The following is a 15584-nucleotide window of genomic DNA, read 5'->3' as shown; positions in this document are numbered from 1 at the left end:
TCCAAAACAAAATACTCAATTTTTACCGCTAACCAATTAACTTCTTAGCTAATCAACTACCTATCACGCTCTGATTAATCACATTAAATTAATCCTAACGTTTAGCTTTCATATTTTTTGCACATTTCCAATACATTATAAAATTCGAACTTAGAATCATTATAATAAAGCAGTAAGGGAATTTTTATGCAAACTCAATACTATCGGCTTTTAGCCGGTGCTATAGCCATTAGTTTATTAGTACTGGGGGGGTGTAATTCTTCATCCTCCTCATCTACTTCTTCCTCATCTGAGTCTAGCACTAGTTCAGAAGACGCATTAGATACAACAGCTGATACTTCCACAGAAACATCGGATTCATCAGCAGATTCAACAGAAACGGCTAGTGCCACAGAAGCGATAGATCTGAATAACTTTGTCACAGGCGCGCTTAAGTCAGATCCTGTAATTGTTGACTGTACTTTAAGCGATGGCACAGAAACCAGTTGTTACCAAATTACTACGACTGGCGCACCAGCAGGACAAACGCCCGGTCCGTTTTGCCCGGAAACCATTTATGACAATGGTGCTGATAGCAGCGGAATGTGGTTTTATGAAAATGGTGTAGACGGCATCGTAGAGCTAACGGGAAGTTTCATTCAGGACTTAGCTGTTACTTACAATGATACTAATTGGCAGGTTTACGATCCAACAACGGGAAATGTAAGGATCACAGATACTCAGGTTGCCTGCGAAGCTGCGGCGCAACCGAATGTTGCCGATGAATATAATAATTACTGTGTTCAGTGCGAAATGGAGTACCTTGAAGATGGTGTTTTATCCGCAACTTACCTCATACCTGTAACTCCAATTCCTGCCGATGTAACAGGTTTGGTTTCGCAAGTGGGTATCGCACTTAATGGTACTGAATTATCTGCACCAGCCCCTGTTGATGACATTCTATCAAACTACACGATTGCCGCATTTGATGACTGTGGCGGACACATTAATACGCACCAAGGATATCATTACCATGCTGCAACCGACTGTGCTGCAGTGGGTACTCAAGATGATGGGCACTCTGCATTACTAGGTTACGCACTAGATGGTTATGGTATTTATGCAATGAAAGATTCAGATGGAAATGAAGCTGAAGGACTTGATGAATGTCGTGGCATTACGGACGATGTACGCGGTTATCACTATCACGCAGCAAGTCCGGGTGAAAATATGTTCGTTGGTTGTTTTCATGGTAAGACTGTTGCATCTACAGATGCGGCTGGTCCTGCAGATGGAGAGCCACCAGCAGGTGGACCACCCACTGGAACAGCTCCTGAATAGGGTTTAAACAATGACAACTAAAAAAGTATTAGGGATAAAAGCCTGGTGGCTTTTGTCCCTCGTATTATTGCTATCCACAAGTTACTCCTATGCGCATTCTGGTTCTACAACCAAAGCCGCATGGGATGCTTGTGATAACAAATCGAAGTCACAATCTTGTGAGTTTAAAGGCGTTCATAAGGGGCTTTATAGAGGTACTTGCCAATCAATTTCATCAAGTATGATGTGCGTAAGAAATAAGCCAATCATTCCGAAGACAGTTGATGGCAACGAATCACATTCAACGGAGGCAATTACAACTAAATCTTCATCTACAGTGACAGCAGCTACAAAGTTAGATGGTACAGTTGCGATAGATAACTTAATAAAGGGTAACTTGGTAAAAAATAAGGTTGTAGTTAACAGTCATGCAGTAGATACATCTTTATTCGCTGAAGGCGCAATTGTAGGAGATGTGGAAACTGTCGATTGCACATTGAGCGGTGGCACCAAGACTACTTGCTATAAGCTAACTATTGCCGGAGCACCTGCTGATCCCGATACCTCGCCAGAAGGACCTTACTGTCCGCAATCGATTACATCGAGCGCGGATGAGGGCGGAACATGGATTGATGGGGAAGGTACAGTCTACGATGTGGATGGTAAGTTTATTGAAAACCTATCGACTCTCTACAAAGATAAAAAATGGCAGATGTACGATATAAAGACAGGTAAAGTCACCGTTATTACTGGAGAAAGAGGTTGTGAAGTTGCAGGCGATCCCCGTCCAATTCCAGGATTTAACAATTTTTGCCTAGAGTGCCGACTTAAAGAACTTGATGGTGGCATCAAGAAAACCGTCTTGATTCCAACAACACCTGTACCTGTTGAAAACCCCACTGACGTTCGAGGGCGTGACAATACCGGGGTTGCATTAAATGGCGTTCTACTCGGTCCTCCTGCTCCGTTAGCAATGATCCTCAGTAGTTATTCTCTTGGTGTTCTTGATGATTGTGGTGCGCATGCTAATCCACATGAAGGTTATCATTACCACGCAGCTAATGGTTGCTCTGAGATTGGTATCCAAAAAGATGGGCATTCACCAATGATTGGCTATGCCTTAGATGGTTATGCCATTTTTGCAAAGACAGATAAAAGTAGCTTAGAAGCAAAAGGGCTTGATGAGTGTGGTGGAGAAACCGATGACACCCGTGGCTATCATTATCACGCATCTGCTCCCGGTAAGAACGAAATCTTTGGTTGTTTTATGGGTGAAAAAGGTTCTTTTGAAGGAGGATCAGATCAAGGAGGGCTAAACCATGGGAGACCAGGAGGTCCAAGACCTGAACATGGGCCAGACAATACACCAGACAAAGCACCTGAAAATGATTGAGTAAATAAGCTTCAATAATTTCCCAATCTTCTCTTAAAACATATCATCAAACGATGACTCTCTAGATAATGCCTAATAATCTAGAGAGTCATTTTTTCAAAATATCAAAATAAATCATGTGCTTGAGAAAAGACAATCAGAATGCCTGACGATACAAAGTTATCGGAGTAAAGAGAAAAAGATAGGAAAAATAGCCCTAAAGTGGGGGGGTGACTTTAACTCTGTTTTTTAAACTGACAATACGCAAAAATGAGCTATAGTAGTGCTTCAATTTATTTTTTTGAGTTAGTTTTATGAGTGATATTCTAGATTTAGAACCGAGTCTTTCTGTATCGGTTCGTGACACTTTCAATATCGATAGCCATTTGAAAGTCCCTGCGTTTAGCGAACCTTGTGAGTTCGTTCCTGCTGTTGACGAAGCTTATCAGTTCAATGCTGATGTAACTTTGGCAATTATCGCGGGTTTTGCTTTTAATCGTCGCGTGATGATTCAGGGTTTGCACGGCACGGGTAAATCGACGCATATCGAACAAGTCGCAGCACGCCTAAACTGGCCTTGCGTGCGCTTAAATCTGGATGGGCAAATCAGTCGTCTGGATTTAGTGGGTAAAGACGCCATCGTGATTCGCGATAACCAGCAGGTTACCGAATTTCAGGAAGGGATTATTCCCTGGTCATTACGTCGTCCGGTTGCATTGATTTTTGATGAATACGATGCGGGTCGACCAGACATAATGTTTGTTATCCAGCGTATTCTTGAACGTGATGGCAAATTCACTTTACTCGACCAGAATCAGGTCATTAGTCCTAATCCAAACTTCCGCATGTTTGCGACATCCAACACCATAGGACAAGGCAACTTAAACGGTCTTTATCACGGCGCGCAAATGCTCAATCATGCGCAGCTTGACCGTTGGGATATTGTTACCTCGTTAAACTATTTACCGCATGATGATGAAGTGAATATCATCAAAGCGCGTGTGCCTGAATTTACTGATGAGAAATTATTGAATGCAATGGTTAGCATGGCGCAACTCACGCGTAATGGTTTTGCAGTGGGTGACCTATCAACATTGATGTCACCAAGAACGGTAATCTCCTGGGCTGAAAACTTCCAGATATTCAAAGACATTCAAACGGCTTTCCGTTTCGCATTCTTGAATAAATGCAGTGACGATGAAAAGCCATTAGTGGCTGAATATTTCCAACGTTGTTTCGATGAAGAGCTGGAAGAATCGTATGTGCATCTTTCGCCTACCAGCAAATAACAAGTAGATTAAATCGGACATAAATCAGAAACAATCAGAAAACAACCAGATGAAATACCTTTCAGATCATGATGAAGCAACTGCTCAAACCAAGAGCCAGCAACAGCAAAAAGCCATAGAACTTTGCGGTGGCGTGGTGCGTGGTTATACCAAAGATGCAAGCTTGTATTTCCGTGGTCCATTTCTCTACCACAATCAACAGCGTGTGCCTTTGTATGCATGTCATATTCAGTCTGATCTTGTGCAAGACAGTTTTGTCGCTTTGCGAGGTGTAGCCGATAGTATTAATTTACGCTATCAATTCACTGACGAAGCACTGCATCATTCGCTGTTACCGGATGAAAGACTCGAGCGTTTTATGTTCGAATTACTCGAACAGCTACGCGTCGAATCCTTAGTGCCAGAAACCTATAAAGGCATGCGCAGCAATATGCTGCATCGTTTCGAAGAATGGTCACTGCGCTATCATCATTCTGGTTTAACCGAGAGCAGTATCGGATTGCTTATCTACGTACTGGCTCAGGTCTGCTGGTCGCGCTTTAATAATGTGTCGGTCACCGAAGAAACCGAAGATCTATTGGAAGCGACGCGCGCAGGCATCTCGCCCATGATTGGTAAGCAGCTCTACGGCATGAAGCAAAACCTCACCGATCAGGAGAAATTTGCCGAATACGCCTTGCAACTAGCGAAGCAATTTAACAGCATGGTGCGTGATGAGAATCAGGACGAGGACGAAGAAGAAAAAGACGTCGATACGATTCTGGAAGAAATCGAAGCACCAGAATTCAAGCTACTGATTAACTATGACGAAAACGATGAACATGTATTCATGATCAGCAGTGGTGAGAGTAAATCGTGGCTGGAAAATGATGCGGTTTACTCAATATTCACTACCGAATACGACAAGATTTCACAGGCAGATAAACTGGTTAGACCGATGCAGTTAAAAGCCTTGCGCAGTCATCTGGATGACAGTATTAGCAAACAAGGCATCAATATGCCACGGCTGGCGCGTCAGCTTAAATTTCTGTTTGCTACGCCTGAATACGATGACTGGAATTATGCGCAAGAACAAGGCTATATCGATGGTCGTCGCTTGTCGCAGTTAATAGCGTCACCTACGGAGAAACGCATCTTCAAAGATCGACGTGAACGTCCACAATCCGATTGTGTGTTGAGTTTTCTGGTTGATTGTTCAGGCTCGATGAAACAGCACGCAGCAAATGTCGCGATTATGCTGGATGTGTTTGCGCGCGCCGCTGATCTCTCTGGTATTAAAACCGAAATACTCGGTTTCACCACGGGCAACTGGAGTGGTGGTAAACCGATGAAGGAATGGATCAAACAAGGCCGACCAAAAAATCCTGGTCGCCTCAATGAAACCAATCACATCATCTACAAAGACTCAGAACAAACCTGGAAACAGGCGCGTAATTCTATATCAGGGCTGATGAAAGTAGACTTATTCCGCGAAGGAGTGGATGGCGAAGCGATCACATGGGCGGCACAAAGACTATTGAAACGTCCCGAACAAAAGAAAATACTAACCGTGATTTCAGATGGTAGCCCGATGGATTCTGCCACCAATATCGCCAATGATCCTTACTATCTGGATAATCATTTAAAAGATGTTATCAGTAATTATGAACAACAGCCTGATCTGGAAATTTTTGGATTAGGTGTTGAATTAGACCTGAGTGTTTACTATCGTAACTACACCATTTTACACTTGGACGATAACCTGAATAACGCCACCTTCAATGATATTTTGAAAATGTGGCAATCACGAATGAAGTGATAGTCTCCAAAAAAAGTGCCCCTAAGTAGGGGGGGGACCTACTAAAAAATATTTTATTAACATTGCATCCTAAACATCTCAGTGAAATGTTTATATGCCTTTGTTAATCACTTCAAATGTAGTCCTTGATCATTATTTTCATATTCTCAGATCAAGTACATCTGAATAAACAGGATTTCAGTTTTGATACATAAAAAATATACAGCCGTGGTATTTTCATTTTTCATGGCGCTTTTAATGTCGTGCTTTATGTCATTCGTCATTACCCTTTTCAATGTCGGACTTATTGATGGCATATTAATCAAATGGTTAAAGGCCTGGAGCTTCGCTTTTCTAGTTGCCTTTCCTACTGTGCTCATCGTTGGGCCAATCGTTAGACGGTTGGTGGCGTTGCTAATTGATGATAGTTAGAAGCAGACTGGTTCTTAAATCGGTTAATATCTATTTTTCTATATATTGTTTTCGATAAAAAAAACGGCCTCAAAGTAGGAGGGTGACCTTATGAGTATCTGGACCACTGAAGCAATCAATAAAATTACGGCTGACTATAATCGTTCCGCCGATACGCATCTGATTAAGCTGGAGTTGCCTAAGTTACAGGGTATTAATATCTATCTTAAAGATGAAAGCACTCACCCGACCGGAAGTTTAAAGCATCGATTAGCACGTTCTCTGTTTTTATATGCCTTATGCAATGGCAAGATCAATCAAGGCACTTCGGTGATTGAAGCATCTTCTGGCAGTACTGCGGTTTCAGAAGCTTATTTTGCGCGAATGATTGGCGTACCTTTTATTGCGGTGATGCCGGATAGCACAGCGCAAAGCAAAATCAGTCAAATAGAACGTTATGGTGGTCGTTGTCACTTTGTTGATTGTCCGACCAAAATTACCAGCGAGGCTAAGCATCTTGCCGAATCGTTGAATGGTCATTTTATGGATCAGTTCACCTACGCCGAGCGTGCGACAGACTGGCGTGGCAGTAATAATATTGCTGAAAGTATCTTCGAACAGATGCAGTACGAGCCACATCCTGTGCCACATACTATTGTGATGAGTGCGGGTACTGGCGGTACTTCAGCAACGCTAGGTCGTTACATTCGATTCAAAGGTTACGATACTCAATTGCTGGTGGTGGATCCTGAGAACTCCGTGTTCTACGACAGCTATATGCAAAAAGATTCTACGCTTACTTCAAAGATTGGTAGTCGAATTGAAGGCATCGGTCGTCCTCAGGTAGAAGCCTCATTCCAACCCGATATCATCGATGAAATGTTACAAGTCCCAGATGCCGCCAGCATAGCGACAATCTATTGGCTGGAGAAAATAATCGGTCGAAAAGCCGGCGCATCAACGGGGACAAACCTCTGGGGTGTCCTGGAAGTGGCCAAGCGAATGATGGCAAATCAGCAAACAGGTTCTATCGTGACGCTAATGTGCGACAGTGGTCATCGCTATATGGATACGTATTACAACGACGATTGGGTGAGTGAGCATCTTAAAGATTTATCGCCGTATCAGAAACAGCTGGAAACACTGATTTAAAAAAAAGCCCCCAAAGTAGGGGGGTGGGTTTATAAATATTCCTCGTACTATTGAACCACTTTCAGTGAAGTGGTAACTTGCGCTCCATGCAAGTTAATCTCACTTTTCATCTCATCACAATTTTCTGGTGGCGTTCTTTTTCGTAGAGCGGTGCTGAATCACATGTGTTCAAAGCCGTCGGATGACAGCTTATGAATTTCGTAATTTTTGTCTCCGTCAGTAGAATTTAGCAGGAGTTTTAAATTATGAATAATCAATTAGATCCAAACAAAAAAGAAAAAGTATTAACCGGCGATAGAGCAACGGGACAGTTGCATCTTGGGCATTACGTTGGTTCACTTCAGCAAAGAATCTCGTTGCAAGATCAATACGAACAAACCATCCTGGTTGCTGACTTACAAGGTTTGACCGACAACGGTCATAATCCCAAAAAAGTATCTTCTAATATCTTAAATGTGGTGGCGGATTATTTAGCTGTCGGGATTGACCCAAATAAAACTACGATCTGTTTGCAGTCGGCTATTCCAGCCTTGTCTGAACTCACCATGTATTATTCTAATCTGGTATCCGTAGCGAGATTGCAGCGAAATCCAACGGTTAAAAACGAGATAGAGGGTAAGTCTTTTGGGGCTTCTATTCCCACAGGTTTCTTAACTTATCCGATTAGTCAGGCAGCAGACATTACCGCATTCAAAGCGACCTTAGTTCCTGTGGGCGACGATCAGCTACCGATGATTGAGCAGACCAATGAAATCGTCAGGAAACTAAACAACGTAGCTGGGGAAGAGATTTTAGTAGAGTGCCGACCTTTGTTAAGTAAAGTGACACGTTTGCCAAGTATGGATGGTAAAGCCAAGATGTCTAAATCGATGGGAAACTGTATCTATTTAGGTTCGAGCGAAAAGGAAATATCCAAAGCTGTAAAATCGATGTACACAGACCCGAATCACCTAAAAATAGAAGACCCCGGTCAAATCGAAGGTAATGTCGTGTTTACCTACTTAGACGCTTTCCATCCTGACGTAGCGTATGTGGCAGACTTAAAGGCGCAATATCAGGCAGGTGGTCTTGGTGATGGAACTACCAAAAAGATTCTGGAAGAATGCCTGCAGGAAACTTTAAAACCTATTAGAGAGGCTAGAGAAGGTTTTATTTCAGACAAAGCACAACTCATCGAGATCCTAAAAGCGGGCAGTGAAAAGTCCAAAGAAGAATCGAATCAGGTTTTGAACGATGTGAAGCGAGCGTTTGGTCTGGATTTGTTTTAGTCGACTCAAAAAAGTGCCTCAAAGTAGGGGGGTGACTAAATAACTAGCCAACCAACTAAAAGGAGAAATGCCGTATGAATAATTTTGATTGGCACTGTGATCAAATAACAACGGACACTCCGGTTACTGATAGCTACCGTAATACCCAGAATGTCAGGCGTTTTTTAACCGGTGTTTGTGGCCCCGACTTCAAATTTAACCGACCGTTTATGGCCTGGATTAAAAATGGAGAAGCTAAAACTATGGGAGAGGTGGCAGCAGAATGGTTAAGGCGTGAACAGGATAAATAAAAATAGGTAAATCGCTGGATAAACAGTGGCGCAATTTTAACAAATGCGCCACGTTTGCATGATCGGAGCTAAAAGATTACAGAAACTACTTATCTGCGCTAATGCTTATGCTCATTGTTGGAATCTGTGTTTACAGACTCGATTTTCTGGATAGGTTTGTTTCTAACGCATATCAAATCTGTTTCTGACATCAGCTGACAGGTGCCAATGTACAAGTCGCTATGACCACCTTGGTACTGACAGGCTTGCGACTTTTGTTTCTGTTTGCATACTTCCACCGCAACCTTGTTGAGTGAACCAGAGTGCGCATAAGCCATGCTGTTTGTGAGTAATAATGCCGATACCGATAAAAAACCAAGTACTGCTTTCTTGATCGATTTTCTTGATGCTATTGTTTGAGTCATTGTTTGAACTCCGATCACGATTTTGTCGGCGGGTTATTAGCAGGAGGAGGTCCGCCAGGTCTGCCAGCACCACCAGGTCGACCGCCAGGAGGAGGTCCATCATGTCCGCCTGTTGCACGAACGGTTTCTCCGTGAAGGCAGCCAATAAACATATTCTCACTCGGGCTTGCTACACGGTAGTGATAGCCTCGAATGTCATCGCTTGTGCCACGACATTCATCAAGTGACTCTGCTTCCTTGCCTTGCGCATCTTTCATCGCATAAATGCCATAGCCATCTGCGGCATAACCAATCAATGGTGCATAGCCATCATCGGTTTTTACTGGGGCGTTTGTACATCCGGTTGATGAATGATAGTGATATCCCTGATGAACATTAATGTGTCCACCACAATCATCAAAAGCAGCAATGGTATACGCACCTAAAATTGCATCAACAGGTGCTGGTCCAGAGAGCTCTGATCCATCTAGGGCAATACCTGTTGTTCTAGCTCGGCCTGGCTTGGCAGCTGGGATAGGAGTGGTTGGAATGAGGAAGGTTCGTGAGAAATCTGCGTCTAAATATGACAACTCACATTCAATACAGTTTTGTTTATACTGCTCTTCAACATTAGGTTTTGCCGCACCTAGGCAAGCTTCTTTAGTCGCTGTGTAACGGACTTTGTTGCTTGCTGGGTCGTAAAGCTTCCAGTTTGTATCATCGTAGTAACTGGCTAGATTTACTATGAAATTTCCGGTGATATCGACTAAATCTCCAGCGCCATCTCTGCTGAACCATGCGCCACCGGCATCAGCTCCGTCGGAGGTTGTTCTTGGGCAGAAAGGACCTGGCTCACGCCCTGCAGGTGCGCCAGCTGTTACCATTTGATAACACGTGGTTTTCGTGCCTTCTGCGGTTTCACAATCAACGATTTTAGGCTCTTCAGTAAAAGACCCCTTTGCGAACATAGAAATATCCATTCCCTTTGCAGGATTAATCATCACTTTTTGCTTGGTATCATTGTTAGTGGTAGCAGCCTGTTTACTGGTATCAACAGAAGAACTGTTACACCCCGCTAACACGAGTGCACTAAAAGCAATACTGCTAATGAATGGACGATAGCTTGTTAAGCCCATGATATTTATCCTGTTTCCTTAATTGAAAGCGATAACTGTAACACAGTTAATCGGGGTACTTTACGCAACAAAAGTGTAAGAAATATGAAAGTTTTTAATCTAGTAAAATAGAAGTTGTATCTTAGAAAAATAAAAAAGTGCCCCAAAGTAGGGGGGTGACTTTTGTTTATAAATAAGCCTTTGACCTTTTTAGATTATGTTTTATCCCAATAAACCGGGCTCGAATAAAGCTCTGAAAAGTAATCAATAAACACTCTGACCTTGGGTGCGAGTAATTGAGAGCTTGGGTATACCGCCCAGATTGCGGTATCCGAGACCAATGGAAAGTCTTTTAAAATTTCTACCAGCTCGCCGCTTTCGAGATGTTTATAAGCAATCCACTGTGAGTTGATGGTGATGCCTAAGCCATCGACGCAGGCATCTCTAACGGCTTCGCCATTATCCGAGCGAAAACGGCCTTTGGTTTTTATGGTGACTTGTCCTTTGGGTGTTTCAAATACCCAGTTCTCAAGCCCCATTAGGTTTATGCAGTTGTGGTTTTCTAATTCTTGCGGTGTCTTTGGCTCGCCAAATTTTTCCAGATATTCAGGAGAGGCGCAGATGATTCGATTATCAGGTGCTAATTTGCGTGCGATTAACGTGGAGTCTTTGAGATCTGAATTGCGAATGGCAATATCAAATCCACCTTCTACCAGATCGACAATCGCATCTGAAAAGCGAAAGTCGATAGTCAGATCAGGATAGCGCGTTAAGAAGTCTTTTACTGCCGGCATCATGTGCATGCCGCCGAATGAAGCGGGCGCGGTTACTCTTAAAACCCCTCTGGGGAATACTTCACCTGCACCGACCGATGCTCTGGCTGCTTCGACACTAGATAATACTTCTACCGCGTGGGGCAAAAATGCTTCGCCTTCTTCTGTGAGCGATACTTTTCGGGTGGTGCGATGCAGTAATCGAACGCCTAATCTTTCTTCCAGCTTGTTGATGTGCGAACTGGAAACCGCAGGGGATAAGCCTAGCTCTTGACCAGCGGAGCTGATGTTATTGGTTGCGGCAAGTCGCACGAATAGTTTGAGATGTTCTATGTTCATGTTTTGGCTATTACCCTGCTCAATTTTATTGTTTCATCAATATCAGGTTTTCTATTATCAATAAAATCAGAAAACTGATTTTATATATTAGCCTATTATCATTTTATATTAAATAATTATACTAGTCTCACAATCAATCAAATAGAGATAGTAAAAATGAAAGCAATGATAATTAATGATTTTGGTGGACCAGAAGTTTTTGAATCTGCCGAAGTAGCAAAACCAGAAATTAAAGCAGGTCACGTATTGGTAAATATTGCGGCGACTAGCGTTAACACCGTCGATACAATGATTCGTCAAATGGGTAAAGAACTGCCTTTATCACCAGATGCGCCTGCTATTTTAGGTATGGACTTTGCAGGTACGATTGAAGAAGTCGGTGAAGGTGTGACTGATTTTGCAGTGGGTGATGAAGTTTATGGTTGTGCTGGCGGTTTAGCGGATCTTCCGGGTACATTGGCAGAATACATTGTGGCTGATGCTAAGTTAATTGCGCGTAAAGCTAAAAATTTATCGATGCGTGAAGCAGCGGCAATCCCGTTAGTGGGAATTACCGCTTTTGAAGGTTTGAAACGTGCAGGTATTGCTTCAGGACAGCAAGTACTCGTTCATGGTGGTGCAGGTGGTGTGGGTCATTTGGCTTTACAGTTAGCGCGTCATTTTGGTGCAGATGTTTATGCAACCGGTGGTACTGATAAGCAATTGGATATCATCGAAAAATTAGGCGCTAAAGCGATTAATTTTAAAACAGAGAAAGTGGCTGACTATGTTCAGAAGCATTCCGATGGAGCAGGTTTTGATGTTATCTACGATACGGTAGGTGGTGAGAATTTAACTAATTCATTTGAAGCGGCTGCTTTAAATGCTCAAATTGCATCAACTACCTCTTTGCTTGAAATTGATTTGTCCCCTGTCCATTTCAAAGGCTTGTCTTTGCACGTAGTATTCATGCTGATTCCAATGCTATACAACCATAAACGTGAAGTTCATGGTCAAATTCTTAGTGAGATCACTAACATTGTAGAAGCAGGAAAATTAAAGCCTATTTTAGATGAAAATGAATTTTTATTAGCTGAAGTGGGTGCTGCACATGCTCGATTATCTAGTGGTGAAGCGACTGGAAAAGTTGTTGTAGAAATTAAGTAAATATTAAATAAATAGTAAGTAAAACAAGCAAATTTAAGGATAAAAATCATGTCATATTATTCAGTACTAGAAGTAACACCAACAAGCGATGCTTGGGTTGCAGGCTACATCGAACCAGCTAATCGTTTAGTGGCGGCTCATGGTGGAAAATATTTAGCGCGTACAGATAGCCATGAACGTTTAGAAGGAGTGGGAGAAGATGCCTCTTTACGCATTATTATCGAGTGGCCTTCACGAGAGGCTGCGATCGCTTTTATGAATGATCCAGAATATGTTCCGCATCTTAAGGAACGAACTGAAGGTTCTATTAGCCATCACTTTCTAATCGAAGCTAAGGATGATTTAGCCTAATAACTTAACGTTTCGAATTCCAATTTGTCATATAGTTTAGATAAATAGAATTAAAATGATATGAGCCAATTATGAGCAGTACTGACCAAATAGCATTTCCAGAAATCAACCGTGGCTACAACAATGTTTTTCGTCCTAATCGGTTGAGCGTTGGTTTGGTTATGGCTATAGAAAACTATAACAATAGCCCCGTGCCTAGCATGGAAAACCATATCGAACGCGTTCAACTGGCTGAAGCGCTTGGTTTTGCTTCTATCTGGTTGAGAGATGTGCCGTTCAATGTGCCATCGTTTGGTGATGCAGGACAAACTTATGATCCTTTTGTTTATCTGGGTTTTTTGGCGGCGCACACTAAAAGAATCTCACTCGCTACCGGCAGTATCGTCCTACCTTTGCGCCATCCTGCACATGTTGCCAAAGCAGCGGCGACTGCGGATGTGCTATCAGGTGGGCGTTTAATTTTGGGAATAGCTTCAGGCGATAGACCCGAAGAATACCCTGCGCTGAATATGTCATTTGATGATCGGGGGAAACGTTTCCGAGACAGTTTTGAATACATCAAACGCATGTGGGAAACCGCTCCTGCGTTCGAAAATGAATATGGCACGCCTTACGGTGGTATGGACATGTTGCCAAAACCTTCCTCGGGTAGATTACCGTTGATGATAACGGGTGGCAGTCAGCAATCTCCGGATTGGCTCGCGAGTAATGGTGATGGCTGGGTAACTTATCCGCGTAATGTGCAAGCTCAACAGCGTTTAATCTCGAGTTGGCGTTCACGTGCCAAAGAGTTAGACGCACCATTTAAGCCGGTATCCCAATCGCTCTACATCGACTTGGTTGAAGATGATGATGCAACTCCGCAACCGATACATCTGGGATTCCGTTCGGGGGTTAATTACCTTCGAGATTATTTATCGTCACTCGAAGAAATTGGTGTAAATCATGTGGCAATTAATCTGCGTTTTAATCAAGCGAATATTGAGACGACGCTAGAACGACTATCTAACAAAATTTTACCTGACTTCCCAAGTTCAGGCTTTCAATCATAAGAGATTAGAAAATGAAAAAGACAATTCTACTTACAGGTGCCACAGACGGCATTGGCTTAGCAACGGCAAAAATGTTGTTAGAGCAAGGCAATCATTTATTGCTACACGGACGCAATCCTCAAAAACTGGAAGACGTGGTTAACACCTTGTCGTCTCAGGTAGAGGGCGCGAACATCGAAAGCTATGTGGCGGATTTATCGAATTTGTCTGAGGTAAAGAAATTTGCAGATGCTGTGGCTGAAAAACACGACAGTCTTGATGTGCTTATCAATAATGCCGGTGTTTTCAAAATCAATGATCCGATGACGCAAGATGGTCTTGATGTTCGTTTTGTAGTGAATACATTGGCACCTTATTTGTTAACGAAACACCTGCTACCGCTATTAGGTAACAATGGACGAGTTGTTAATTTATCGTCTGCCGCACAAGCGCCTGTCAGTATCGATGCGCTCTATGGTAAAGCCAGACTCGATGATATGGGGGCCTACGCACAGAGTAAGTTGGCTATCACCATGTGGTCGAGTGTTCTCGCAGAAAAACTAAAAGATGGTCCCATGATCGTTGCTGTAAACCCGGGATCATTACTTGCCAGTAAAATGGTCAAAGAAGGTTTTGGTGTTGAAGGGAGTGATATAAATATCGGTGCAGATATTCTGACACGTGCAGCATTATCGGATGAGTTTGCAAATGCTTCGGGTAAATACTTCGATAATGATTCGAAGCAATTTTCACCACCGCATCAAGATGCATTGAATCAACAAAAATCAGAAGCAGTTGTAGTTGCTATTGAGAGTATTTTAGAAGGCGTTTCCTGATTAAAAAAAAGTGCCTCAAAGGTGGGGGGTGGCTTTCTAGAATAGAAAGTCCTCTTTATCTTTAGTTCTAGTTTTAACTAAATAGCTAAGCTAAATTAAGCAGCTTGGCTAACTTAAATCTTAAGTTGTTCACGCATGGTAGGAATATGTGTGGTGCCTCCAGCCATTTGGCTGACAACCTTTCCTTTGCTATCGCTAACCATAAAGAAGGGGACGCCGCGTTGATTGGCCTTTTGAAAGAAATCTCCCTGAGGGTCGAGCAAAACAGGGAACGGGTAGCTTTTGGCATATTGTTCTGTCGCTTGTTGCGAATCTTTGCCGATAATTACTTTCACTTCGATGCCTTCTTTTTCGAGTGTTTCCACCATATCAATAATCGTGGGTCGTAAGCTTTTACAAGCGGGACACCATGGCGCGACGTATACCGTCAGGCATTTTCCACCCAGACAACGACCACCGACTGAGCCATCCATCTCGTTATAAGGGTCTTCATTATGTACCTGCAGATTTGCGGTTGGCATATCGCTGGACTGACCGAAAAACAAAAAGGCTACAAGGCCAATAATTCCCAATAGGTACAGCTTATTCATTTTTTGACCTTGTGTTTTTTACAGTTGTTGAATTTGTTATCGCTAGTATATCTTATTGTTGAATGCTGACTAAGAGTTACTGACAAGCTGTATTTATGCTTCATTTCCGCTTCTTTAAATATCCGTTGTTTTTTGTTCTAAACTCAGGGTAGTTCGCATAAT

Annotated in this window: 16 protein-coding genes; 12 read left to right on the top strand and 4 right to left on the bottom strand. The window is 42.7% G+C overall.

The window, feature by feature from the left end; translation table 11 throughout:
* The first annotated feature begins 186 nt into the window (after positions 1-186).
* The 8 genes from OO007_RS12415 (at position 187) to OO007_RS12380 (ending at position 8858) form a co-directional block, all read left to right on the top strand.
* Positions 187-1320: a YHYH protein gene (locus OO007_RS12415; RefSeq protein WP_325809045.1), complete on the top strand. Its 1134-nt coding sequence runs from the start codon at positions 187-189 to the stop codon at positions 1318-1320.
* 10 nt (positions 1321-1330) lie between these two features.
* Positions 1331-2692, top strand: coding sequence for a YHYH protein (locus OO007_RS12410; protein WP_325809044.1), 1362 nt, complete (start codon positions 1331-1333; stop codon positions 2690-2692).
* A gap of 293 nt (positions 2693-2985) precedes the next feature.
* Positions 2986-3960 (top strand): AAA family ATPase, encoded by a 975-nt coding sequence (locus tag OO007_RS12405; RefSeq protein WP_299871376.1) that lies wholly within the window; start codon positions 2986-2988, stop codon positions 3958-3960.
* Between the two features lie 49 nt (positions 3961-4009).
* Positions 4010-5758 (top strand): cobaltochelatase CobT-related protein, encoded by a 1749-nt coding sequence (locus OO007_RS12400; protein ID WP_325809043.1) that lies wholly within the window; start codon positions 4010-4012, stop codon positions 5756-5758.
* A 183-nt stretch (positions 5759-5941) separates the two neighbouring features.
* Positions 5942-6169: a DUF2798 domain-containing protein gene (locus OO007_RS12395; RefSeq protein ID WP_131906026.1), complete on the top strand. Its 228-nt coding sequence runs from the start codon at positions 5942-5944 to the stop codon at positions 6167-6169.
* 90 nt (positions 6170-6259) lie between these two features.
* Complete coding sequence (locus OO007_RS12390) at positions 6260-7300, top strand: PLP-dependent cysteine synthase family protein (protein ID WP_325809042.1); 1041 nt, start codon at positions 6260-6262, stop codon at positions 7298-7300.
* A 245-nt stretch (positions 7301-7545) separates the two neighbouring features.
* Positions 7546-8568, top strand: a complete 1023-nt coding sequence (gene trpS / locus OO007_RS12385) for a tryptophan--tRNA ligase (protein WP_325809041.1) — start codon at positions 7546-7548, stop codon at positions 8566-8568.
* Positions 8569-8642: 74 nt separating this feature from the next.
* A complete protein-coding gene (locus OO007_RS12380) occupies positions 8643-8858 on the top strand; it encodes a DUF6434 domain-containing protein (RefSeq protein ID WP_325809040.1) in 216 nt (71 codons plus the stop codon).
* 98 nt (positions 8859-8956) lie between these two features.
* On the opposite strand, the gene OO007_RS12375 is transcribed toward OO007_RS12380, so the two are convergent.
* The 3 genes from OO007_RS12375 to OO007_RS12365 all read right to left on the bottom strand — a co-directional run bounded on the left by OO007_RS12375 (position 8957) and on the right by OO007_RS12365 (position 11468).
* A complete protein-coding gene (locus OO007_RS12375) occupies positions 8957-9262 on the bottom strand; it encodes a hypothetical protein (protein WP_325809039.1) in 306 nt (101 codons plus the stop codon).
* Between the two features lie 14 nt (positions 9263-9276).
* Positions 9277-10377 carry a YHYH protein gene (locus OO007_RS12370; RefSeq protein ID WP_325809038.1) on the bottom strand — a complete coding sequence of 367 codons (1101 nt, stop codon included), beginning with the start codon at positions 10375-10377 and terminating at the stop codon, positions 9277-9279.
* Between the two features lie 194 nt (positions 10378-10571).
* Positions 10572-11468: a LysR family transcriptional regulator gene (locus OO007_RS12365; protein WP_131906020.1), complete on the bottom strand. Its 897-nt coding sequence runs from the start codon at positions 11466-11468 to the stop codon at positions 10572-10574.
* A gap of 156 nt (positions 11469-11624) precedes the next feature.
* Between OO007_RS12365 and OO007_RS12360 the strand changes: the two genes are divergently transcribed.
* From OO007_RS12360 to OO007_RS12345, 4 genes are all read left to right on the top strand, one after another.
* On the top strand, positions 11625-12614 hold the full coding sequence (locus tag OO007_RS12360) for a zinc-dependent alcohol dehydrogenase family protein (RefSeq protein ID WP_325809037.1): 990 nt from the start codon (positions 11625-11627) through the stop codon (positions 12612-12614).
* Positions 12615-12662: 48 nt separating this feature from the next.
* The gene (locus tag OO007_RS12355; protein WP_325809036.1) at positions 12663-12965 is read left to right on the top strand and encodes a DUF1330 domain-containing protein; all 303 of its coding nucleotides are present in this window, start codon (positions 12663-12665) and stop codon (positions 12963-12965) included.
* Between the two features lie 71 nt (positions 12966-13036).
* The gene (locus tag OO007_RS12350) at positions 13037-14017 is read left to right on the top strand and encodes an LLM class oxidoreductase (protein ID WP_325809035.1); all 981 of its coding nucleotides are present in this window, start codon (positions 13037-13039) and stop codon (positions 14015-14017) included.
* Between the two features lie 11 nt (positions 14018-14028).
* The gene (locus OO007_RS12345; protein WP_325809034.1) at positions 14029-14832 is read left to right on the top strand and encodes an SDR family NAD(P)-dependent oxidoreductase; all 804 of its coding nucleotides are present in this window, start codon (positions 14029-14031) and stop codon (positions 14830-14832) included.
* A 113-nt stretch (positions 14833-14945) separates the two neighbouring features.
* Here the strand turns inward: OO007_RS12345 and OO007_RS12340 are convergent, their stop codons facing one another.
* Positions 14946-15422, bottom strand: coding sequence for a TlpA family protein disulfide reductase (locus OO007_RS12340; RefSeq protein WP_325809033.1), 477 nt, complete (start codon positions 15420-15422; stop codon positions 14946-14948).
* Positions 15423-15584: the final 162 nt, after the last annotated feature.

Source organism: Cocleimonas sp. KMM 6892, assembly GCF_035798195.1.
In the GTDB taxonomy this organism is placed as follows: Bacteria; Pseudomonadota; Gammaproteobacteria; order Thiotrichales; family Thiotrichaceae; genus Cocleimonas; species Cocleimonas flava.
The sequence above is the reverse complement of the archived record's forward strand: the minus strand, read 5'-3'. Positions and strand labels throughout refer to the sequence as shown.

What these genes read in the sequence shown, in the direction of transcription:
- OO007_RS12415 (WP_325809045.1), top strand. Translation starts at nt 187, where the DNA reads ATGCAAACTCAATACTATCGGCTTTTAGCCGGTGCTATAGCCATTAGT.
- OO007_RS12410 (WP_325809044.1), top strand. Translation starts at nt 1,331, where the DNA reads ATGACAACTAAAAAAGTATTAGGGATAAAAGCCTGGTGGCTTTTGTCC.
- OO007_RS12405 (WP_299871376.1), top strand. Translation starts at nt 2,986, where the DNA reads ATGAGTGATATTCTAGATTTAGAACCGAGTCTTTCTGTATCGGTTCGT.
- OO007_RS12400 (WP_325809043.1), top strand. Translation starts at nt 4,010, where the DNA reads ATGAAATACCTTTCAGATCATGATGAAGCAACTGCTCAAACCAAGAGC.
- OO007_RS12390 (WP_325809042.1), top strand. Translation starts at nt 6,260, where the DNA reads ATGAGTATCTGGACCACTGAAGCAATCAATAAAATTACGGCTGACTAT.
- trpS (WP_325809041.1), top strand. Translation starts at nt 7,546, where the DNA reads ATGAATAATCAATTAGATCCAAACAAAAAAGAAAAAGTATTAACCGGC.
- OO007_RS12380 (WP_325809040.1), top strand. Translation starts at nt 8,643, where the DNA reads ATGAATAATTTTGATTGGCACTGTGATCAAATAACAACGGACACTCCG.
- OO007_RS12375 (WP_325809039.1), bottom strand. Translation starts at nt 9,262, where the DNA reads ATGACTCAAACAATAGCATCAAGAAAATCGATCAAGAAAGCAGTACTT.
- OO007_RS12370 (WP_325809038.1), bottom strand. Translation starts at nt 10,377, where the DNA reads ATGGGCTTAACAAGCTATCGTCCATTCATTAGCAGTATTGCTTTTAGT.
- OO007_RS12365 (WP_131906020.1), bottom strand. Translation starts at nt 11,468, where the DNA reads ATGAACATAGAACATCTCAAACTATTCGTGCGACTTGCCGCAACCAAT.
- OO007_RS12360 (WP_325809037.1), top strand. Translation starts at nt 11,625, where the DNA reads ATGAAAGCAATGATAATTAATGATTTTGGTGGACCAGAAGTTTTTGAA.
- OO007_RS12355 (WP_325809036.1), top strand. Translation starts at nt 12,663, where the DNA reads ATGTCATATTATTCAGTACTAGAAGTAACACCAACAAGCGATGCTTGG.
- OO007_RS12350 (WP_325809035.1), top strand. Translation starts at nt 13,037, where the DNA reads ATGAGCAGTACTGACCAAATAGCATTTCCAGAAATCAACCGTGGCTAC.
- OO007_RS12345 (WP_325809034.1), top strand. Translation starts at nt 14,029, where the DNA reads ATGAAAAAGACAATTCTACTTACAGGTGCCACAGACGGCATTGGCTTA.
- OO007_RS12340 (WP_325809033.1), bottom strand. Translation starts at nt 15,422, where the DNA reads ATGAATAAGCTGTACCTATTGGGAATTATTGGCCTTGTAGCCTTTTTG.